This window comes from Streptomyces sp. NPDC033136 (genome assembly GCF_055578235.1).
Window position 1 is genome coordinate 203,526 of sequence record NZ_JBVIPD010000008.1, and the last position, 20,224, is coordinate 223,749.

Genomic DNA, 20,224 nt, shown 5'->3' on the forward strand with positions numbered 1-20,224 from the left:
TGCACACAGAAAACCCACAGGTTGCACGGGGCCTTGTGCCTGCCTGACCTGTGAAGTCCCGACGCCCCTTTCGCGCCACGCTGCTCCGCCCTCGAAGAATTACCTGGTCGAGTCGAACATCCGTACCTAAAGTGATCGTCGCCGCCTGGCGGAGCTGACCTCTCCGCCACAGCGCGCGTCAACCGGCGACCGGGGGGACACCGTCGCCACGGGGAGGGCCGCACCGTCAGGCCGGGAAACCGGCTCTTCACTCATCTCCTCCGCTCCTCCTGAGGGGCACCCCCCAGGCGCCTTCCTTTGCGACGAGGGGATGCTCTCTTGCGCCCAAGACCAGGGCCCTTCCTGCCCAGAACCCGCTTCATGCCCGGACCGGGCAGACCTCGGATCCTGACGTCGGCCGTCACGTCCGCGGCGGCCGTGGCCGTACTGGCGGGTCTCGCCGTCCAGCCCGGCGGGCTGGGGCGACCCACCGGCACGGAGGCGGCTGCCCCGGCGAGCGGCTCGTCCAACTGGTCCGATGACACGGCGGCCGAGCAGCTGCGGCAGGACCAGTGCCTGATGGCGGATGTGCTGCGCCTGGGCGGGCCGTTCATGGCCGCGACCGCGCAGGACGGACTCAACCAGCCGCCGGACAAGCTGCACGCGTTGGCCAACCGGGACTACTGGGAGGACACCGAGCTGGCCGTTGCGTACCAGCGGGACAGGGATGCGGCCTGGAAGGAGCTCGACGCCCTCAACAATCAGCTTGTGGAGTGGGGTAAGCCACTCGACGGGCTGGAGCAGCCGGGCGGCTTCGACTCGTTGGCCGACTGGGAAGACCCGCCCGGCTCGATCGGCAGTGAGGAGGAGGACTTCTATACGCAGACCGGACTGACCTCTTGGGTCGCCGACAGGTACTGGAAGGCTGAAGGCGACTTCTACGAGGATCCCACCCCCAAGGCCGACGAGAAGACCCTGAAGGCCGTCACCGATCTGGGGACCCCCCTCTACGGCGACAAGCCCTACGATCCCGATCTGCCTCCTGGTGAGTGGCAGCGGCAGTACGAGGAACGACGGGCGTTTGACGGGCTGTTCGACACCTTCAACGGCAAGGGCGCCGATGACGCCCGCCTGTTCCTGTCCTCCGGCGGGTTTCCCCGCACCGCCCCCGAGCCGGGTACAGCGGAACACCGGATCGCGGTCGAGGACCTGAAGACCAGGTATGCCTCATGTGCCTGGCGGGATCCGATCGACCCGAACAACGTCCTGGGCGGCATGGTCGGCATCGCCGGATCGGAGTGGCAGCGGGAAATCGCCTCTCAGGCAGTTCAGCGCAACCAGATCCTGACGTCCAGCAAGAGCGCCACCCATGCCCTGGCTGACGGTGCGAAGGCGTTGGGGAACCTGCTGGGGCACTCGTGGGTCGCCGACCGGCTGGTGCGTTGGCAGGACTACTGGGCCCCCGGCGGTGCGGGCTGGATCGGCGACTCCCCGACTGTCATCCAGGTCGAGGCGGCCAAGGGCAAGTGCCTGGACGCGGAGGGCGGCAGGACGACCTCCGGCACCCCGGTGCAGATCTACACCTGCAACAACTCCTTGGGGCAGCAGTGGCGGCTCGGCGGCGCCGGCGACGCGTACAACCTCGTCAACATCAAGTCCCAGAAGTGCCTGGACGTCGAGAACAGCAACCCTGCCAACGGCACGAAGATCCAGATCTGGACGTGCAACGCCAGCAAGGCGCAGCAGTGGAAGTTCGATGTCCGCGCCGTCAGTGAGCTGCGTAACGTCGCCACCGACAAGTGCCTGGACCTGAACAAGTTCGAGAACAGCCACGACTCCTGGCTGTGGGGGTGCAACGGCACGAACCCGCAGAAGTTCCGGATCGTCCCCAAGGGCCACAGCGGCACGGACAGCCAGTTCTACCCGGACAAGGCGCAGTTCGACCAGGCCAAGAAGAACATCGCGGCGGCGCAGGCGCAGGCGAAGAAGCAGCTCGCCGTTCTCAAGACCCAAGCGGCCGCGGCGAAGAAGCACGCTACCGCCACTGACACCGCGCAGAACGCCGCGTACGCCATCGCCGACGAGGCCGGTGCCCCACGCGGCCGGGGTCTGCTGGTCGGCCAGCAGAAGGCGCAGGTCACCCAGGGTGCGGCAGCGGCCCTTGAAGCGATGGTGAAGGCCGGTACGACCGCCGAGGCCGCCACCCGTGCCTCCGCCGGTGACAGCGCGACCATCACACAGCGCGCCCTGGCCCAGGCGGCCCAGTCGAAGGCCGAGTTCCGCAAGGCCGCCGCAGCGATGGCCGAGTCCCAGGCCAAGGCCGCGTCCGACGCGGCGAAGGTGCACCGCGACAACGCCAAGAAGGACAAGGAGACCGCGGAGGCCAAGCTCGCCGAGGCGCTGAAGGCCGAGGGAGAGGCCAAGTCGGCCGCCGCCACGGCCAAGGCCGAGCGCCTGGCCGCCGAGGCCGAGGAGAAGACGGCCGAGGCGGAGAAGAAGACGGCCGCGGCCAAGCAGGCCGAGGCAGCCCGGCACAAGAAGAACGCCGAGGCGGAGGCGACGAAGGCCAAGGACGCCAAGGACAAGGCCGAAGCGGCAGAGGGCACCGCGGTCGAGAAGAAGAACGCCGCGGTCAAGGCCCGAGACAACGCCAAGGCCAAGCGGGACGACGCGTGGGAAGCCGAGCAGAAGGCCGACGCCGCCCGCGCCAAGGCCGACGCCAAGGGTGCCTACGCCGACTCCCTGGAGGCCGGCGAAGCAGCCGAGGACGCCCGCGCCGCGGCCAACGCGGCGGACAAGCACGCCGACGACGCCGAGGCAGCCGCCACCAGGGCCCGTTCCGCAGCGGACGCCGCGACGAAGGCGGCAGCGGACGCCGACGCCGCGGCCACGCGCGCGGAGGCAGCGGCAAAGCGCTCCCGCGCGCACGCGGACGACGCCCAGGCCGCGAAGCTGAAGTCCGACGCCGCGGTGAAGACCGCGACCAGCGCCGCCGCCGATGCCATCAAGGCATCCCAGCACGCCTCCTCCGAGGCGAAGACGGCCGTCGAGATGGCCGACGAGGCGGAGAAGCAGGCCAAGACCGCCAAGTCCCACGCGGACACGGCGAACAAGGAAGCCGCCAAGGCCCTGGTCGCCTCGGCGAAGGCCGCGGGCTTCGCCCACGTCACCGCCCAGGCCGCCGTGGACGCCGGCAACGCCGCCGCCCAGGTCGCCAAGCCCGCCAACGACGCCATCCAGCTCGGCTCCCCGTACATCGACACCGACTCGGCCGCCGGCCTGGTGGTGCTCACCGGCCAGGCGTCCAAGACGATCGCCGAACAGCAGAAAGCCGTAGCCGACGCCCACGCCAAGAACGCGGCGGCAGAAGCCTCAGCCGCCAAGAACCTCGCCGACCAGGCGAAGGGCGACGCCAAGGCCGCATACCAGCACGCCGCCAACGCCGCCGGTCACGCCTCGCACGCCCGCACCTACGCCAAGGAGGCCCTCGGCTACGCGGCCGACGCCGCCAAGGCCGCGTCCAAGGCAGCCGCCTCCCTGGCCCGCACCGTCGACTACAACCGACAGGCCACCGAGGACGCAGAAGCCGCCGACAAGGCAGCCGGCCGCGCCGAGAACCACGCCAAGGACGCCCGCGACTCGGCCGACCAGGCAGCCCTCGACGCCGAAGCCGCCCGCACCGCCGCCGCGCAGGCCGAAGAGGCCGCCAAGGATGCCCGAGCAGCGGCCAACCGCGCCGACGCGGCGGCGACGGAGGCCGAGGAAGCGGCCAAGGACGCGGAGAGATACGCCAAGGAAGCCCAGGAAGCGGCTACACGAGCCGAACAGAAGGAAGCAAACAAACAGGTCTCCACGGGCGCCGGGACCGGTATCGGGGGCGTGTTCTACGTCGTCGACGAGGAGAAGTCGAAGGTCCTTTCCGCGAAGCAGATCGGCGAGTGCCCCGCGAACGCGCCCCTTGTCGGCTGCCACGCCACCTATGAGGTGACCGTCGAACTCGTCGCCGACTTCTACCTGTGCACCGAGACCGATGCGTTGGCCACGCCGGAGGGCTGTCCGAAGTCCGCGTGGCACTACCTCGATACCAAGACGATCCGGCCAGACGAACCCGCTGAGTGGAGCCACTTCTTCTCCGGACGGGACATTCTCAAACTGGGATGGCAGAGCCTCTTCGGGGACACCCTCGGCTCGGTCCTGTTCGAGGTCGTCCTCGGGGACTTCATCGACTGCTTCCACGGCAGTAAGTCCTCCTGCGCGTGGGCCGCCGCGATATTCCTCCCAGTCGCCAAGCCGCTCGCCGCAATCAGCACCAGCGTCAAGGCCCTGGATGCGGCTATCAAGACCGGCATCGGCTTCGACGATGCGTGGAAGGCCCTGCGCGCCGCCGGAGTCGCCGACCAGGTTCTGGCCGGCATCGGTGCCAAGGCGATCGCCGGTGGCAAGCTGCCTTGGGCCGAACTCGGAGGCCCCGGAAAGTGGGTATTCAGCAACGAGAAGGGCAAGAGCGCCCGGGCAACTGCCTATGAGTATCAAGTCAGCGGAGTCCCGGAGGGTTTCGGATACAAGATTTTCAATACGCCGAACGTCAAGGGTGAGCTCAATCTGGACGGATTCAAGAAAGGAACCCTCTTGGAAGCTAAAGGCCCCGGGTACTCTGACATTCTCAAGTTCAGGCCTAACCTCGTCCAGGAGGATTTCGTAAAGCAGGCCGAGAAGCAGGTTGCGGCAGCGCCGAACACGCCTATAGAGTGGCATATTGCCGAGCGTGACGTTTTCGAGAAGGCGCAAAAGCTTTTCGCTGAGAACGATAAACTCAAGCGGATCAAGGTCGTACACACTCCGCCAGCAGCTTAGCCGAGATGTCGGCGTCCATCTCATGGGCGCCGACATCCGCCACGCTATGTCGTAGTATCAACATTCCTGCTTCTTGACCATCGACCCGGGAGTTGCGCGTGAGCTACGACATCTATGTGTGTCGGTTCGTGAACGGCGAACAGGAGTTGCTCGACCAGGACACTCTGCAGGAGGTCCTGGCCCCGCATGTTACGGCACAGGATTCCGAGAGCGGCTTCCTCCAACTTAAGTCCCCCACAGATGGAGGCGGGGCCGACATTTACCTAACGAACGAAAGCACAATCACGATCAGTCATTTCGGAGGAGATGAAATGATGAACGTCATCTCCGATCTCATTTGCCGCATCGAGGCAGTACTCGTCCTTCCAGGTGGGACGGTGATTGTTCCCCGGAGCGCAGACCGCGACCATCTGCCCCAGAACTTCAGGGACGAATGGTCCATCGTCGTCGCGGCTGAGGGAGCTGAGATCACGAAGGCAATCCAGGCATCCTGAGCTGGTCTGAGTCGGGGCATCTCTTCGCCTAGGGCGCCGCAGCCTTCTTCCCGCGCGGTGACGTCTTCAGGAGCCGCGAACGAGGAAAAATCTCATTGGGTGAGACCGTTCTCTATTTCATTCCGTCAGACCCGTTCTTGCAGCCGGATCAAGCGGCAAGCAGCCGTGCCATGGCGCTCGCAGAGAAGTTGTGCCCTGCTGCGCTTGGGGACATCGAATCCCGCATGAGCCATCAGGATCCTGAACACCTCCTGGTGCGCGCCAATGGCGACGCCTCACCGCTGTACGCCACTGACGCCGGGACGTTCGCTCGCGTCGAGGACTTCACCCGCAACCTGCCCGTCGAGGATCACGGACCTGGGCTGCCCGACGACATGATCCGCAGGCTGACCGAGTGGAACCGGGCCCGTCCCACCGAGGGCTTCAAGGCCCGCCCGGCGCTGCGTAAGCACGTCAGGCAGGGGCTGGACATCGCCCGGCTGGTGGCGAAGCGCCTCGGGCCCAGATGGGTGGTCCGCTTCTGGGACGAACAGCACCAGGACCAGAAGTTCGTGTGCTGGGGGTGCGACCGACTCCACGGGACCCTCGATGCCCATGACACACCCCCGCACCCGCTCGATATCACCGTCGAGGGTGAGTACGGGCTGTACCCGTTGCACGCGGAGGGGTGCGGCAGCTTCGCCCCGGACGACCCCGCGGCTGCCCTCCATCTGTCCGATGATCTAGTGGCCGCCCTCTATCAGTGGAAAGAGGCCATCGAGACGACACTGATGAACGACGGCGGCGACGAAGAGTGGCAGCGCCTGTTCGAGTCGGGAAGGGATCTGTCGGAGCGCCTCGCGCGAGAGATCGGCCCGGCCCGGACGGTGACGTACCGCGGCATCGCCAACGGCGGCCTTACCGCGATGACGTCGGTCACCTGGCGGGACGACAGACGGCTGTAGCCGCGAGGCGGATCCGAACGGCGGAGCGGAGAGGGAGTTTTCCTCTCCGCTCCGCCCAATACATTCGCGATCGACTCTCACGGCTACCTGTTCTTTGTCGGAACGGCACAAATGTGAGTCGGTGAGTGGTCTCGCCGAGGGTGTCGGGGGTGGGTGGACGCCCCCCCGACACCCTCGAAAGGTGCCCGAGTGAGTCGGAGCACCTGGTCGACGGTGAAGTACAGGTCAGCGTGTGGGGCGGAGGCAGGTTCCGCCCCACACGCTGACCGTTTCCTAGCCTCCAAGCCCGAAGAATGACGAGTGTACTCTCACGTCTTGGGCAGCGAGGTGTCGCGCTCGCCCTTTGCCACAGCGGCGATGAACGCCGCGAAGGCTCCGGTCGAGACGGTGAGTGTGCTCCCAGCGGGAAGCTTCGAGTCACGTAGAGCGACCCCTGTTCGGAGGTTGGCGATCTCCACGCATTCGTTGCCCTCGCCGCCACTGTGGCTGCTCTTGAACCACGCAACAGCCGTCGGCTCGTTCGGGAAAGTCGCTATGTCGCTCATGAGGACAGCTCCTGTCTCGCTCCGGCGATCAGCCGCAACGAGGAGGTCGTGTCCGCGGCCTGCGAGCGAAGGTAGTCGAAAGTCAGCTTGTAGGCCGCTACGTCCTCTGCGTCGTCGAGGTACAGCCCGCGGTGGCGCATCTCGATGTACACGACGGCCATTGAGCGGGTGCACACGCCGCTGGAGCCGGCCACTCTCGGGAGCGGCGCCCAGTCGCGCGATCGGGCGCCCGCTGGCACTCCCTCGATTCATCCCCGGCACCACCATCCGGCGGCGCCGGTGCCACAGGCCGCAGCTTCAGCCGGACAGGAAGAACGACCCAGTGGAAGCATCCCCAGCCCGGTCCACCGGTTGATGTTCCCGCCCTCCGCCTCGTCGATGCCGGCGTCGGACGCCGCGAACCGCGCCCCAGCCGAGCAGCCCCGGCCTGGGTTCACCGCGCTGCGGGCGGCGCATCCGATGCCGAGGAAGACGACGAAGTGGATGCCGAGGATCGTGCAGCCGAGCCAGTTCGGCGGGGGCCGCAGCTCGGCTGCCGGGCGGGGGAGGGTGAGGAGGGACGCACACCCCTCGCTTCGTCACTCGACCCGATACCTCGCGGAATATATGCCTCCACTTTCAGTGGCTGAACGCGTCCGGTGATGCTCTGTGTTCGATTGCGATGTTGACGATTGAGAGGAGCCGTGTTTCGATATGTTTGGTTATGTTTGAAGGATGAGGAGTCCGGCGTGAAGAAGACCTCGACCCGGCTGGCCGACGGCCGCGAGCTCATCTACTACGACCTGCGTGACGACAGCGTGCGCGACGCGGCCGACCGCCGCCCGCTGGACCGCACCGTCACCACGTCCGAGATCCGCCGCGACCCCCTGCTCGGCGACTCCGTCGCCGTCGCCTCGCACCGCCAGGGCCGTACCTACCACCCGCCGGCCGACGAGTGCCCCCTGTGCCCCTCCGAGGGCGACCGGCTGAGCGAGATCCCGGACTCCTCGTACGACGTCGCCGTGTTCGAGAACCGTTTCCCCTCGCTGGCCGGCGACTCGGGCCGCTGCGAGGTCGTCTGCTTCACCTCCGACCACAACGCGTCCTTCACCAGCCTCGGCGAGGAGCAGGCGGGCCTGGTGCTGGAGGCGTGGACGGACCGTACGTCGGAGCTGTCCCACCTGCCCTCCGTCGAGCAGGTGTTCTGCTTCGAGAACCGGGGCGCCGAGATCGGCGTGACCCTCCAGCACCCGCACGGGCAGATCTACGCCTACCCCTTCACCACCCCGCGCACCGCGACGATGCTCCGCTCCGCCGCGGCCCACAAGGAGATGACGGGCGGGGAGAACCTCTTCGACGCCGTCCTGGAGCGTGAACTCGCCGGTGAGCGGGTCGTCCTGGAGGGGGAACACTGGGTGGCCTTCGTGCCGTACGCGGCGCACTGGCCCTACGAGGTCCACCTGTACCCCAAGCGCCGGGTGCCCGACCTGCTCGGGCTCGACGAGGCCGCGCGCACAGAGTTCCCCAAGATCTATCTGGAACTCTTGAGGCGCTTCGACCGGATCTTCGGGGAGGGTGAGCCTCCGACGCCGTACATCGCGGCCTGGCACCAGGCCCCGTTCGGCGCGCTGGAGGAGTTCGACGGGGTCGTGCGTGAGGACTTCGCGCTCCACCTCGAGCTTTTCACCATCCGCCGCACTTCCGGCAAGCTGAAGTTTCTCGCGGGTTCCGAGTCCGGCATGAACGTGTTCATCAACGACGTGCCGCCGGAGCGCGCGGCCGAGCGACTGCGAGAGGTAGCGAGTTCATGAGCGGGAAGTACCTGGTGACGGGCGGCGCGGGTTACGTCGGCAGCGTGGTCGCCCAGCACCTGCTGGAGGCCGGTCACGAGGTCGTCGTCCTCGACAACCTCTCCACGGGCTTCCGCGAGGGCGTCCCCGCCGGGGCGACGTTCATCGAGGGCGACATCCGCGACGCCGCCAAGTGGCTCGACCCCTCCTTCGACGGTGTGCTCCACTTCGCCGCGTTCTCGCAGGTCGGCGAGTCGGTCGTGAAGCCGGAGAAGTACTGGGACAACAACGTCGGCGGCACCATGGCGCTGCTCGCGGCGATGCGCGAGGCGGGCGTCCGCAAGCTCGTCTTCTCCTCCACGGCGGCGACGTACGGCGAACCGGAGCAGGTCCCGATCGTCGAGTCGGCGCCGACGTCCCCGACGAACCCCTACGGCGCCTCGAAGCTCGCGGTCGACCACATGATCACCGGCGAGGCGGCGGCCCACGGACTGGGCGCGGTGTCCCTGCGGTACTTCAACGTGGCCGGGGCGTACGGCGAGCACGGCGAGCGCCACGACCCCGAGTCCCACCTGATCCCGCTCGTCCTCCAGGTCGCGCAGGGCAGGCGCGAGGCGATCTCCGTCTTCGGAGACGACTACCCGACACCGGACGGCACCTGCGTGCGCGACTACATCCACGTGGCGGATCTGGCCGACGCCCACCTGCTGGCCCTGACGGCCGCCGCCCCCGGAGAGCACCTCATCTGCAACCTCGGCAACGGCAACGGCTTCTCCGTCCGCGAGGTCATCGAGACGGTCCGCCGGGTGACCGGCCACCCGGTCCCGGAAGTGGTCGCCCCCCGCCGGGGCGGCGACCCGGCGGTCCTGGTGGCCTCGGCCGCCACGGCCCGCGAGAAGCTGGGCTGGAACCCGTCCCGCGCGGACCTCGACGGCATCGTCGCGGACGCCTGGGACTTCGCGCAGCGGCGCGGCAACTAGATCGGAACGAAGGGTCAGGGGTCAGGCATGAGCGAGGCTGTTGCCGACACGGTCGCCGGAGCGGTCGCCGAACGGTTCACGGAGCTTTACGACGCCGAGCCGCACGGCGTGTGGGCGGCGCCGGGCCGCGTCAACCTCATCGGCGAGCACACCGACTACAACGACGGATTCGTCATGCCGTTCGCCCTGCCGCACCAGGCGGTGGCGGCGGTCTCACGCCGCGAGGACGGCGTGCTCCGCCTCCACTCGGCGGACGTCGAGGGCGGGGTGACCGAACTCCGCCTGGACGACCTGGCCCCCGCATCGGACAAGAACTGGACGGCGTATCCGGCGGGCGTGGTGTGGGCCCTGCGCGAGGCCGGCCACGCGGTGACGGGCGCCGACATCCACCTGTCCTCCACGGTCCCGTCGGGCGCGGGCCTGTCGTCGTCGGCGGCGCTGGAAGTGGTCGTGGCGCTGGCCCTGAACGACCTGTTCTCCCTGAACCTCCGGGGCTGGCAACTGGCCCGCCTGTGCCAGCGCGCGGAGAACGTCTACGTGGGCGCCCCGGTCGGCATCATGGACCAGACCGCGTCCGCGTGCTGCGAGACGGGTCACGCCCTCTTCCTCGACACCCGCGACCTTTCCCAGCGCCAGATCCCCTTCGACCTGGCGGCCGAGGGCATGCGCCTCCTCGTGGTCGACACCCAGGTCAAGCACTCCCACAGCGAGGGCGAGTACGGCAAGCGCCGCGCGGGCTGCGAGAAGGGCGCGGCGCTGCTCGGCGTCGACGCCCTGCGGGACGTGCCGTACGCGGAACTGGACGCGGCCCTGGCCCGCCTCGGCGACGAGGAGGAGGTCCGCCGTCTGGTCCGCCACGTGGTCACGGAGGACGAGCGCGTGGAACGCGTGGTCTCCCTCCTGGAATCGGGTGACACGCGAGCGATCGGCCCGGTCCTGGCCGAGGGCCACGCCTCCCTCCGGGACGACTTCCGCATCTCCTGCCCCGAACTGGACCTGGTCGTCGACACGGCCCTCACCTCCGGCGCCCTGGGCGCCCGCATGACCGGCGGCGGCTTCGGCGGCTCGGCGATCGTCCTCGCGGAGGAGGCCGACGTGGACGCCATCACGAAGGCGGTGACGGAGGCGTTCGCCGCGGCGGGCTTCACCGCGCCCCGCGTCTTCGAGGCGGTGCCTTCGCCGGGGGCACGCCGGCTGCTCTGACACCCCGGCAGAGACCCGGGCACCCTCCCTCCGAGGGAGCCCGGCTTCCTCCCCGGCCTCAGCGGTTGACGGACTGGATCTCCTGGACCGGCACCTCTCCGTCCCCGGATCGATGCGCAGGCCCACCGGCTCGGCGGTCGTGGTCGCCCAAGGCCCGGTACGGGGCAGACTCGCCGTGACGGAAACCGGGCGGGTCACTGTGTCTCCCATGGATGACGTAGGGGATGACGCGAGCGAACCACCGCTATCGGTGGGCCGGACGGCGACGGTGACGAGGTCTTCAGGCCAGCCGCTTCATCAGCAGGTACTCCGTGATGCCCGGGGGATAGTCCGGCACCGCGCACGCGACCTGGTACCCCTGCTTCTCGTAGAAGCGGGGGGCCTGGAAGTCCCAGGTCTCCAGGCGCGCCGCGCGGCAGCCGCGTTCCCCGGCCGCGACGCGTTCCGCCTGCCGCAGCAGGACGGACCCGAGGCCCGCGCCGCGGTGGCGTTCGTCCACCCACAGGTAGGTGACGTGGAGCCAGGTCGCCCAGGTGTAGCCGACGAGGCCGCCCGCCAGGTCTCCGTCCGTGTCGTTCACAGCCCACACGTGCAACGGCACGTCCCTTTCGTCCGGTGTTCCGCTCAGAGCTCGCAGGATCGGGGAGGCGGCTGTGTTCGTGTCCCGCAGGCGTGTGCGGAGCAGATCACGTCGGGCCTTGTCGACTTCTGTCTCAAGACGGAACATGCGGCACACCATAAACGCGTCGGACGGTCAGTTCTGCAAATAACCTTCCGCTCCGGGCCCCCGCCCGTACTCTGATGAACAGCACCGGTGGGGGCCGGTGCCGATCAGGGGGCGAGACGGCCGGGTACGACGCCCGGAGTGGGGGTAGCGGTGTCTGCACGGCGGCGGCCGTGCGGCTGCGGCGACCCGGACAGGCTGCGGCAAGGACGGACGCGGCAGATCCGGGCACTCCGGCGTCGTGCCCGCGACGGGTGTCGTCGTCCGACGATGGGAATCCCCTGCTCTCAGGAGCCTGGGGAAGGGGGTTACGTGGTTCGCATCCGAGTCCTGGTCGTCGACGACCATCGCATCTTCGCCGAGTCACTCGCCGCGGCCCTGGCCGCCGAGCCCGATGTCGACGTCTCCGCGGCCGGCAGCGGTCCCGCCGCACTGCGCAGTCTGGAGCGGGCGGTCGCCGAGGGGCGGCGGTTCGACGTGCTGCTCGTCGACGCCGACCTGGGCGGCAAGGTGCCGGGCACCCGCCCGGCCGTACCCGTGCAGGAGGGCAACGAGGACGGGCTCGTCGACGGGATCTCCCTCGTCACGGGCGTACGGTCCGCGCAGCCGAACGTACGGATCGTCGTGCTCGCCGAGAAGGACGACCCGCGGCGGGCGGCGCTCGCCCTGCAGGCCGGTGCCTCGGGGTGGGTGGCCAAGGACTGCTCGCTGTCCCGGCTGCTCACCGTCATCCGGGGCGTGCTGCGGGACGAGACGCATCTGCCGCCCGCCCTGCTGACCGGCGTCCTGCGCGAGCTGACCGCCGCCCGCAAGCACCGCACCGAGAGCGAGCGGCTCGTGCAGTCGCTGACGCCGCGCGAGCGGGAAGTGCTGCGGTGCATGGTGGCGGGACTGGGCAGGAAGGCCGTCGCCGAGCGGCTGTATCTGTCACCGCACACCGTGCGGACGCACATGCAGAACGTGCTGGGCAAGCTGGGCGTGCACTCCACCCTCGCCGCCGTCGCCCTGGCCCGCCGCGCCGGTGTCGGGCCCGCCGACCTAGCCGGGGATGTTGTCGAACGGGGCGGTCAGCTGGCGTAGCAACCCCGCCAGTTCACCGCGCTGGGCGCGGGAGAGCTCCGCGAGGATCGCGCGCTCCTGGGCCAGCAGACCCGCCAGGGCCTGGTCCGCGCGGTCCCGGCCCTCGTCCGTCAGCCGGACCAGGACGCCCCGGCGGTCACTGGGGTCGGGGAGGCGTTCCACCAGGCCCTTCTTCGCCAGGCGGTCGATGCGGTTCGTCATCGTGCCCGACGTGACCAGGGTCTGGGTGAGGAGCTGTCCCGGTGAGAGCTGGTACGGCGTGCCCGCGCGGCGCAGGGCCGTCAGGACATCGAACTCCCACGGCTCCAGGCCGTGCTCCGAGAAGGCCAGCCGTCGCGCCCGGTCCAGATGCCGGGCCAGCCTGCTCACGCGGCTGAGCACCTCGAGCGGTTCCACGTCGAGGTCCGGGCGCTCCCGGCGCCATGCTGCGACCAGCCGGTCGACCTCGTCCTCCATGACGATCAGTGTAGTGGTTGTGTCGACGTGGAGTCTCTTGATGTCCATTTTCTTGACATCAAGATAGCTTGCGGATCACGCTGAGACCGCGTCCCGTACGGTCATCCCCGAGGACACCAGGAGGACCCATGTCAGCCGCCGCCCCCACCTGGGACCCCGCTCAGTACCTGCGTCACGCCGGTCACCGGGCCCGCCCCTTCGCCGACCTCCTCGCCCGAGTCCCCGGGCTGCCCACGCGATCTCCCGCAGGCCGCCCCCGCATCGCCGACCTCGGATGCGGCCCGGGCAACGTCACCACGCTGCTCGCCGAGCGCTGGCCCACCGCCCGGATCACCGGCTACGACAACTCCCCCGAGATGCTCGACCGGGCCCACGTCGAGCACGAGGGAGTCACCGCGGGCGGCGGGCGGCTCGACTTCGCCCCTGCCGACGCCCGCACCTGGACGCCCCACGAGCCGTACGATTTGATCGTCAGCAATGCCACGCTGCAGTGGGTGCCGGGGCACATCGAGCGGTTCGCCGACTGGGTGGCCGGGCTGAAACCCGGCGGGACCCTCGCCTTCCAGGTGCCCGGGAACTTCGACGCCCCCAGCCACCGGCTCATGCGCGACCTCGCCGGATCCCGGCGCTGGCGCGACCGGCTCGCCGGCACCCTGCGCCACGCCGACGCCGTCCACGCCCCCGAGACCTACCACGAGCGGCTGACGTCCCTCGGCTGCACGGCCGACGTGTGGGAGACGACGTACATCCACCTGCTCCAGGGCGAGGACCCCGTGCTGGACTGGGTGAAGGGGACGGGGCTGCGGCCCGTGCTGACCGCCCTCGCCGACGACCTCGAGGCGCGGGAGGCCTTCGTCGCCGAGTACCGGGCGGCCCTGCGCGAGGCCTATCCGGCCGGCCCGCACGGCACGCCGTTCCCCTTCCGCCGGGTGTTCGCGGTGGCCCGGAAGGACGGCTGATGATCACGGCTGCCGGGCTGGCGAACGGCAGGCCTCAGGCCTTGCGGCGCCCTATCAGGTGCGGCTTGGCCTCCAGGCCGTCCAAGCCGTGCCACGCCAGGTTCACCAGGTGCGCGGCCACCTCGGCCTTCTTCGGCTTGCGTACGTCCAGCCACCACTGACCGGTCAGGGCGACCATCCCGACCAGGGCCTGGGCGTACAGAGGGGCCAGCTTGGGGTCAAAGCCGCGGCTCTTGAACTCGCGGCCCAGGATGTCCTCGACCTGCGTGGCGATGTCCGAGATCAAGGACGCGAACGAACCCGTCGACTGCGGGATGGGGGAGTCGCGGACCAGGATGCGGAACCCGTCCGTGTACTCCTCGATGTAGTCCAGCAGCGCGAAGGCCGCCTGTTCGCACAGCTCGCGAGGGTGACCGGCGGTGAGAGAACCCGTCACCATGTCCAGCAGCCGCCGCATCTCACGGTCCACGACGACCGCGTACAGGCCCTCCTTGCCGCCGAAGTGCTCGTACACCACCGGCTTGGAGACCCCGGCCTTCGCCGCGATCTCCTCCACCGACGTGCCCTCGAACCCCTTCTCGGCGAAGAGCGTGCGACCGATCTCCAGCAGCTGCTGACGGCGCTCGGCACCGGTCATCCGGGTGCGACGCACTCGCCGCGGCTTGTCATTGCTGGGGGTGCTGCTCGAGTCGGTCGCCACAACGACCATCATGCCGCCTCGACGGGCTCCTTCCCCCGGGGGGAGCCGCCTTCCCCGGTGTTACGGCGCGAATCGATACGCGAGCGTGACGGCCACCGGACGTCGTACGCCCACCCGGCCATCTCGAACCAGCGGATCAGCCGCGCGGAGGAATCCAGCTGCCCCCGCATCACCCCGTGGCGCGCGGACGTCGGGTCGGCGTGGTGCAGGTTGTGCCAGGACTCGCCGCAGGACAGGACCGCCAGCCACCACACGTTGCCCGAACGGTCACGCGACTTGAAGGGACGCTTGCCGACCGCGTGGCAGATCGAGTTGATCGACCAGGTCACGTGGTGCAGCAGGGCCACCCGGACGAGCGAACCCCAGAAGAACGCCGTGAACGCGCCCCACCAGGACATCGTGACCAGACCGCCGATCAGCGCCGGCAGTGCCAGGGACACCACGGTCCACAGCGCGAACTGGCGGGAGATGGTGCGGAGAGTCTTGTCCTTGACCAGGTCGGGGGCGTACTTCTCCTGCGAGGTCTGCTCCTCGTCGAACATCCAGCCGATGTGCGCCCACCACAGGCCCTTCATCAGGGCCGGCAGGGTCTCGCCGAACCGCCACGGCGAGTGCGGGTCGCCCTCCGCGTCGGAGAACTTGTGATGCTTGCGATGATCGGCCACCCAGCGCACCAGCGGCCCCTCGACCGCCATGGACCCCGCGACCGCCAGGGCGATCTTCAGCGGCCGCTTGGCCTTGAAGGACCCGTGCGTGAAGTGACGGTGGAACCCGATCGTGATGCCGTGGCACCCCAGGAAGTAGAAGAACACCAGCAGACCGAGGTCAAGCCAGCTCACCCCCCAGCCCCACGCCAGCGGCACGGCCGTCAGCAGCGCGAGGAACGGGACGGTGATGAAGAGGAGGAGAGCGATCTGCTCGATGGACCGCTTCTTCTCCCCGCCGAGCGTGGCGGAGGATTCTGCGGCGTCGCTGGCCTGACCGGGAGCCTTCGGGGCGTCCTGGATCACGTCGGAACTACTGGTCATACGCGTCCCCTGGGGGGTATGTGGATGGAGAAGGTGCGGCCGGGGCGCAGGAACCGTGCCCTGCTCCCTACGGTTCCGTAACCTACGGCATCGTAAGTATGGCAGCGCCTCGCCCGGCGGCAAGAGCCCGCCAGCCTGCGCGTCCCGGCCGACACCTATCCTGGAGGCGGTCGGACAGCGCGGTCCGCTCTGATTTCTTCCCGGATGTCCGATTTGTATGCGGCACCCGCCGCCGCGAGACGCCGTCCGGGTTCCCCTCCCAGACGATCCCACCCGTCGCCCACCACCGCCCTTTCAGGGAGTCGCTTCGCGACGCACCTCCTGATTACTGCAAGGAGCCGCACCTGTGAGCAGTGCCGACGACCAGACCACGACGACGAGCAGTGAGCTGCGTGCCGACATCCGCCGCTTGGGTGACCTCCTCGGAGAGACCCTCGTCCGGCAGGAGGGCCCCGAGCTCCTGGAACTCGTCGAGAAGGTCCGCCGCCTCACCCGAGAGGACGGCGAGGCCGCCGCCGAGCTGCTGCGCGGCACCGAACTCGACACCGCGGCCAAGCTGGTCCGCGCCTTCTCCACCTACTTCCACCTGGCCAACGTCACCGAGCAGGTCCACCGCGGCCGCGAGCTGCGCGCCCGCCGCGCCGCCGAGGGCGGACTCCTCGCCCGCACGGCCGACCGGCTCAAGGATGCCGACCCCGAACACCTGCGCGAGACGGTCCGCCACCTCAACATCCGCCCCGTCTTCACTGCCCACCCCACCGAGGCCGCGCGCCGGTCGGTCCTGAACAAGCTCCGGCGCATCGCCGCGCTCCTGGAGACCCCGGTCATCGAATCCGACCGCCGACGCCTCGACACCCGCCTGGCCGAGAACATCGACCTCGTATGGCAGACCGACGAACTCCGCGTCGTACGCCCCGAGCCCGCCGACGAGGCCCGCAACGCCATCTACTACCTCGACGAACTCCACGCGGGCGCCGTCGGCGACGTCCTCGAGGACCTGACCGCCGAGCTGGAACGCGCCGGCGTCAAGCTCCCCGACGACACCCGCCCCCTCACCTTCGGCACCTGGATCGGCGGCGACCGCGACGGCAACCCCAACGTCACCCCCCAGGTGACCTGGGACGTCCTCATCCTCCAGCACGAGCACGGCATCAACGACGCCCTGGAGACCATCGACGAACTCCGCGGCTTCCTGTCCAACTCCATCCGCTACGCCGGCGCCACCGAGGAACTCCGCACCTCCCTCCAGGCCGACCTGGAGAACCTCCCCGAGATCAGCCCCCGCTACAAGCGCCTCAACGCCGAGGAGCCCTACCGGCTCAAGGCCACCTGCATCCGGCAGAAGCTGGAGAACACCAAGCAGCGCCTCGCCAAGGGCACCTCGCACGTATCGGGCCGCGACTACCTCGGCACCGGAGAACTCCTCGCCGACCTGCGGATCATCCAGGAATCCCTGCGCGAACACCGCGGCAGCCTCTTCGCCGACGGCCGCCTCGCCCGCACCATCCGCACCCTCGCCGCCTTCGGCCTCCAGCTCGCCACCATGGACGTCCGCGAACACGCCGACGCCCACCACCACGCCCTCGGCCAGCTCTTCGACCGTCTCGGCGAGGAATCCTGGCGCTACGCCGACATGCCCCGCGACTACCGCGCCAAGCTCCTCGCCAAGGAACTCAGGTCAAGAAGGCCGCTCGCCCCGACCCCGGCACCCGTCGACGCGCCCGGCGAGAAGACCCTCGGCGTCTTCCAGACCGTCAAGAAGGCCCTGGAGGTCTTCGGCCCCGAGGTCATCGAGTCGTACATCATCTCCATGTGCCAGGGCGCCGACGACGTCTTCGCCGCCGCCGTCCTCGCCCGCGAAGCCGGACTCATCGACCTCCACGCCGGCTGGGCCAAGATCGGCATCGTCCCGCTCCTGGAGACCACCGACGAGCTCAAGGCCGCCGACACCATCCTGGAGGACATGCTCTCCGACCCGTCCTACCGGCGCCTCGTCGCGCTCCGGGGCGACGTCCAGGAGGTCATGCTCGGCTACTCCGACTCCTCCAAGTTCGGCGGCATCACCACCAGCCAGTGGGAGATCCACCGCGCCCAGCGCCGCCTGCGCGACGTCGCCCACCGCTACGGCGTCCGCCTGCGCCTCTTCCACGGCCGCGGCGGCACCGTCGGCCGCGGCGGCGGCCCCACCCACGACGCCATCCTCGCCCAGCCCTGGGGCACCCTGGAAGGCGAGATCAAGGTCACCGAGCAGGGCGAGGTCATCTCCGACAAGTACCTCCTCCCCGCCCTCGCCCGGGAGAACCTCGAACTGAGCGTCGCGGCCACCCTGCAGGCCTCCGCCCTGCACACCGCCCCCCGCCAGTCCGGCGAAGCCCTCGCCCGCTGGGACGCCGCCATGGACGTCGTCTCCGACGCCGCCCACGCCGCCTACCGCAGGCTCGTCGAGGACCCCGACCTGCCGACGTACTTCCTCGCTTCGACGCCGGTGGACCAGCTCGCCGACCTGCACCTGGGCTCCCGGCCCTCCCGCCGCCCCGGCTCCGGCGTCTCGCTCGACGGCCTGCGCGCCATCCCCTGGGTGTTCGGCTGGACCCAATCCCGGCAGATCGTCCCCGGCTGGTTCGGCGTCGGCTCCGGCCTCAAGGCACTGCGCGAAGCCGGCCTCGACACCGTCCTCGACGAGATGCACCAGCAGTGGCACTTCTTCCGCAACTTCATCTCCAACGTCGAGATGACCCTGGCCAAGACCGACCTGCGGATCGCCCAGCACTACGTCGACACCCTCGTCCCCGACGAGCTCAAGCACGTCTTCGACACCATCAAGGCCGAGCACGAACTGACCGTGCGTGAGGTGCTGCGCGTCACCGGCGAAACCGAACTCCTCGACGCCGCCCCCGTCCTGAAGCAGACCTTCACCATCCGCGACGCCTACCTCGACCCCATCTCCTACCTCCAGGTCGCCCTGCTCAAGCGACAGCGCGACGCGGCCGCCGCCGGCGAACAGCCCGACCCGCTGCTCGCCCGCGCCCTGCTCCTCACCGTCAACGGCGTCGCAGCGGGCCTGCGCAACACCGGCTGAACCCACCCCGCACACAACCGTGCCCCCGAGCCCGTACAGGCTCGGGGGCACGGCGCGTTCCGCGTCAGCCGCGAGAGACCCCGCGGCGACGCCACACCAGGAACCCACCACCCGCGACCAGCACCGCCGCCACACCGGACAGCAGACCCACCGGGGCCGAACTGCCCGTCTCGGCGAGATCGCCACCGGCACCGCCCTGCGGGGACGGCGACGAGGACGCCTGACCACCCTCCCCGGCCGACGAACCGGGAGACGAGCCCGCGGACGCCGACGCCCCCGGCTCACCCGACGGCACCTGCGACGCCCCCGGCGAAGGCGACACGGAAGCCGACCCGGACGGCGACGAACCACCGGGCTCCTGCTCGTCCTCGCAGTCCGCCCAGAACACCTTGTGCTTGGCGGCGTCCTTCGCACCGTCGAAGGTCCAGAACAGCTTGTAGTGCCCGTCAGGCAGCGACAGGTCCTCACTACGGCCGTGACCCTGCTCATCCAGCGTGAGCTCGCCCGACTTCACCGTCTCCCCCTTGTTCTCACTCGGGGGGATGGCATCGATGCGCCAGTCCACCTCCTGACCGCCGTCAAAACCGAAAGCGTCCAGATAGAAGGCGCACACGTGCGGCTCGTTGCGGCGCAGCTCCTCACCCGTCGAGGCGTCATGGATCTTGACCGTGCCGTTGTCACCGGGCGGAGTGGCGTGGGCGGCCGGAGCGAGCAGAAGAACCGCCGAAGCGGCGGCGCAGACAGCGCCGAGGCGCGAGAGGGTTCGCATGAGCAGGTAGTCCATCTTCGAGAAGTGAGCGGGAAGATGTGGAGGGGGCGGCTCAGCTTCCAGCCTCGCCCCGCGGCCCGTCAATCACGAACCGGCAACACTCGCCCCCTCCACAAAAAGAAGAGAACGCCACAACCCTCAGACAGTCACGAAAGCCGCCGTCAGCAACGCCACCCCCGACAACGCCAGCACCCACGCCGCCCGCGTCCTCAGCAGCCCGCCCGCCACCACCACCGACGCCAGCAACAACGCACCACCCAGCGGAACCCACGCGTACAGCACCCCCGCCGGACCCGAACGCACCGCCTCATCACCGCCCGGCTTCAGAACCACCGTGTAGGCCCGGCCCCGCTCCACCGCGACCGACTTCTCCAGAACCACCCGCGGCCGGGGCTGCGAACCCTCCGACAACGGCGAGTACCGGCCCGAGCACGTCTGAGCCCCGCACCGCGTCACATCGACCGTGCCCCGCTCCCGGCCCTTCGTCAGCATCACGTGCTGCGCCGAACCCCACGACGCCCACACACCCGCGATCAGAATCAGCACCGCGACCGCACCCATCGCCACGAACCGCCCGAACCGCAGCGCGACGGCCGAGGCCCGGCGAGAAGAGATGGCAGTGGCAGGCATGGCCGGGATCATTGGCCATGCCTGAACGACC

Annotated in this window: 17 protein-coding genes; 9 read left to right on the plus strand and 8 right to left on the minus strand. The window is 69.3% G+C overall.

The genetic code is table 11. The features are described 5' to 3' along the window. The first annotated feature begins 360 nt into the window (after positions 1-360). The 3 genes from ACZ5TL_RS17810 to ACZ5TL_RS17820 all read left to right on the plus strand — a co-directional run bounded on the left by ACZ5TL_RS17810 (position 361) and on the right by ACZ5TL_RS17820 (position 6,271). On the plus strand, positions 361-4,833 hold the full coding sequence (locus ACZ5TL_RS17810) for a ricin-type beta-trefoil lectin domain protein (RefSeq protein WP_468590750.1): 4,473 nt from the start codon (positions 361-363) through the stop codon (positions 4,831-4,833). Between the two features lie 98 nt (positions 4,834-4,931). Continuing rightward, entirely contained in the window at positions 4,932-5,327 is a 396-nt protein-coding gene (locus tag ACZ5TL_RS17815) for a hypothetical protein (protein ID WP_468590752.1), read from the plus strand. A gap of 95 nt (positions 5,328-5,422) precedes the next feature. Then, on the plus strand, positions 5,423-6,271 hold the full coding sequence (locus ACZ5TL_RS17820; protein WP_468590753.1) for an ATP-binding protein: 849 nt from the start codon (positions 5,423-5,425) through the stop codon (positions 6,269-6,271). A 308-nt stretch (positions 6,272-6,579) separates the two neighbouring features. On the opposite strand, the gene ACZ5TL_RS17825 is transcribed toward ACZ5TL_RS17820, so the two are convergent. After that, on the minus strand, positions 6,580-6,816 hold the full coding sequence (locus ACZ5TL_RS17825; RefSeq protein WP_468590755.1) for a DUF397 domain-containing protein: 237 nt from the start codon (positions 6,814-6,816) through the stop codon (positions 6,580-6,582). Next, a complete protein-coding gene (locus tag ACZ5TL_RS17830) occupies positions 6,813-6,977 on the minus strand; it encodes a Scr1 family TA system antitoxin-like transcriptional regulator (protein ID WP_468590756.1) in 165 nt (54 codons plus the stop codon). Before ACZ5TL_RS17830 ends, ACZ5TL_RS17825 begins: the two co-directional genes overlap by 4 nt. Positions 6,978-7,544: 567 nt before the next feature. Between ACZ5TL_RS17830 and galT the strand changes: the two genes are divergently transcribed. The 3 genes from galT to galK are packed head-to-tail and all read left to right on the plus strand — an operon-like array spanning position 7,545 to position 10,768. After that, positions 7,545-8,606, plus strand: a complete 1,062-nt coding sequence (gene galT, locus ACZ5TL_RS17835; protein WP_468590758.1) for a galactose-1-phosphate uridylyltransferase — start codon at positions 7,545-7,547, stop codon at positions 8,604-8,606. Continuing rightward, on the plus strand, positions 8,603-9,565 hold the full coding sequence (gene galE / locus ACZ5TL_RS17840) for a UDP-glucose 4-epimerase GalE (RefSeq protein ID WP_468590759.1): 963 nt from the start codon (positions 8,603-8,605) through the stop codon (positions 9,563-9,565). Before galT ends, galE begins: the two co-directional genes overlap by 4 nt. A 27-nt stretch (positions 9,566-9,592) precedes the next feature. Beyond that, positions 9,593-10,768 (plus strand): galactokinase, encoded by a 1,176-nt coding sequence (gene galK / locus ACZ5TL_RS17845; RefSeq protein ID WP_468590761.1) that lies wholly within the window; start codon positions 9,593-9,595, stop codon positions 10,766-10,768. A gap of 280 nt (positions 10,769-11,048) precedes the next feature. Here the strand turns inward: galK and ACZ5TL_RS17850 are convergent, their stop codons facing one another. Then, the gene (locus ACZ5TL_RS17850) at positions 11,049-11,507 is read right to left on the minus strand and encodes a GNAT family N-acetyltransferase (RefSeq protein WP_468590762.1); all 459 of its coding nucleotides are present in this window, start codon (positions 11,505-11,507) and stop codon (positions 11,049-11,051) included. A 297-nt stretch (positions 11,508-11,804) separates the two neighbouring features. Here ACZ5TL_RS17850 and ACZ5TL_RS17855 point away from each other — a divergent pair, with 297 nt between their 5' ends. Continuing rightward, entirely contained in the window at positions 11,805-12,572 is a 768-nt protein-coding gene (locus ACZ5TL_RS17855) for a LuxR C-terminal-related transcriptional regulator (RefSeq protein WP_468590763.1), read from the plus strand. On the opposite strand, the gene tamR is transcribed toward ACZ5TL_RS17855, so the two are convergent. Further along, a complete protein-coding gene (tamR, locus tag ACZ5TL_RS17860; RefSeq protein ID WP_468590918.1) occupies positions 12,531-13,028 on the minus strand; it encodes a MarR family transcriptional regulator TamR in 498 nt (165 codons plus the stop codon). The genes ACZ5TL_RS17855 and tamR overlap by 42 nt on opposite strands. 128 nt (positions 13,029-13,156) lie before the next feature. Here tamR and ACZ5TL_RS17865 point away from each other — a divergent pair, with 128 nt between their 5' ends. Further along, entirely contained in the window at positions 13,157-13,987 is an 831-nt protein-coding gene (locus tag ACZ5TL_RS17865; protein WP_468590764.1) for a trans-aconitate 2-methyltransferase, read from the plus strand. A 34-nt stretch (positions 13,988-14,021) separates the two neighbouring features. Here ACZ5TL_RS17865 and ACZ5TL_RS17870 read toward each other — a convergent pair whose 3' ends face one another. After that, positions 14,022-14,699, minus strand: a complete 678-nt coding sequence (locus ACZ5TL_RS17870) for a TetR family transcriptional regulator (RefSeq protein WP_468590765.1) — start codon at positions 14,697-14,699, stop codon at positions 14,022-14,024. Beyond that, entirely contained in the window at positions 14,696-15,715 is a 1,020-nt protein-coding gene (locus ACZ5TL_RS17875; protein WP_468590766.1) for an acyl-CoA desaturase, read from the minus strand. The genes ACZ5TL_RS17870 and ACZ5TL_RS17875 overlap by 4 nt, the downstream gene beginning before the upstream one ends. Before the next feature lie 346 nt (positions 15,716-16,061). Between ACZ5TL_RS17875 and ppc the strand changes: the two genes are divergently transcribed. Beyond that, the gene (gene ppc, locus ACZ5TL_RS17880; protein WP_468590767.1) at positions 16,062-18,794 is read left to right on the plus strand and encodes a phosphoenolpyruvate carboxylase; all 2,733 of its coding nucleotides are present in this window, start codon (positions 16,062-16,064) and stop codon (positions 18,792-18,794) included. A 64-nt stretch (positions 18,795-18,858) separates the two neighbouring features. Here the strand turns inward: ppc and ACZ5TL_RS17885 are convergent, their stop codons facing one another. Continuing rightward, the gene (locus ACZ5TL_RS17885; RefSeq protein ID WP_468590919.1) at positions 18,859-19,563 is read right to left on the minus strand and encodes an LPXTG cell wall anchor domain-containing protein; all 705 of its coding nucleotides are present in this window, start codon (positions 19,561-19,563) and stop codon (positions 18,859-18,861) included. A gap of 138 nt (positions 19,564-19,701) precedes the next feature. Then, positions 19,702-20,205, minus strand: coding sequence for a hypothetical protein (locus ACZ5TL_RS17890; RefSeq protein ID WP_468590769.1), 504 nt, complete (start codon positions 20,203-20,205; stop codon positions 19,702-19,704). Positions 20,206-20,224: the final 19 nt, after the last annotated feature.

Bases quoted from the DNA above. Each gene is read 5' to 3' on its own strand.
- ACZ5TL_RS17810 (WP_468590750.1), top strand. From the start codon at position 361: ATGCCCGGACCGGGCAGACCTCGGATCCTGACGTCGGCCGTCACGTCC.
- ACZ5TL_RS17830 (WP_468590756.1), bottom strand. From the start codon at position 6,977: ATGGCCGTCGTGTACATCGAGATGCGCCACCGCGGGCTGTACCTCGAC.
- ACZ5TL_RS17850 (WP_468590762.1), bottom strand. From the start codon at position 11,507: ATGGTGTGCCGCATGTTCCGTCTTGAGACAGAAGTCGACAAGGCCCGA.
- galK (WP_468590761.1), top strand. From the start codon at position 9,593: ATGAGCGAGGCTGTTGCCGACACGGTCGCCGGAGCGGTCGCCGAACGG.
- ACZ5TL_RS17875 (WP_468590766.1), bottom strand. From the start codon at position 15,715: ATGACCAGTAGTTCCGACGTGATCCAGGACGCCCCGAAGGCTCCCGGT.
- ACZ5TL_RS17865 (WP_468590764.1), top strand. From the start codon at position 13,157: ATGTCAGCCGCCGCCCCCACCTGGGACCCCGCTCAGTACCTGCGTCAC.
- galE (WP_468590759.1), top strand. From the start codon at position 8,603: ATGAGCGGGAAGTACCTGGTGACGGGCGGCGCGGGTTACGTCGGCAGC.
- tamR (WP_468590918.1), bottom strand. From the start codon at position 13,028: ATGGAGGACGAGGTCGACCGGCTGGTCGCAGCATGGCGCCGGGAGCGC.
- ACZ5TL_RS17890 (WP_468590769.1), bottom strand. From the start codon at position 20,205: ATGATCCCGGCCATGCCTGCCACTGCCATCTCTTCTCGCCGGGCCTCG.
- ACZ5TL_RS17825 (WP_468590755.1), bottom strand. From the start codon at position 6,816: ATGAGCGACATAGCGACTTTCCCGAACGAGCCGACGGCTGTTGCGTGG.
- ACZ5TL_RS17885 (WP_468590919.1), bottom strand. From the start codon at position 19,563: ATGCGAACCCTCTCGCGCCTCGGCGCTGTCTGCGCCGCCGCTTCGGCG.
- ACZ5TL_RS17870 (WP_468590765.1), bottom strand. From the start codon at position 14,699: ATGATGGTCGTTGTGGCGACCGACTCGAGCAGCACCCCCAGCAATGAC.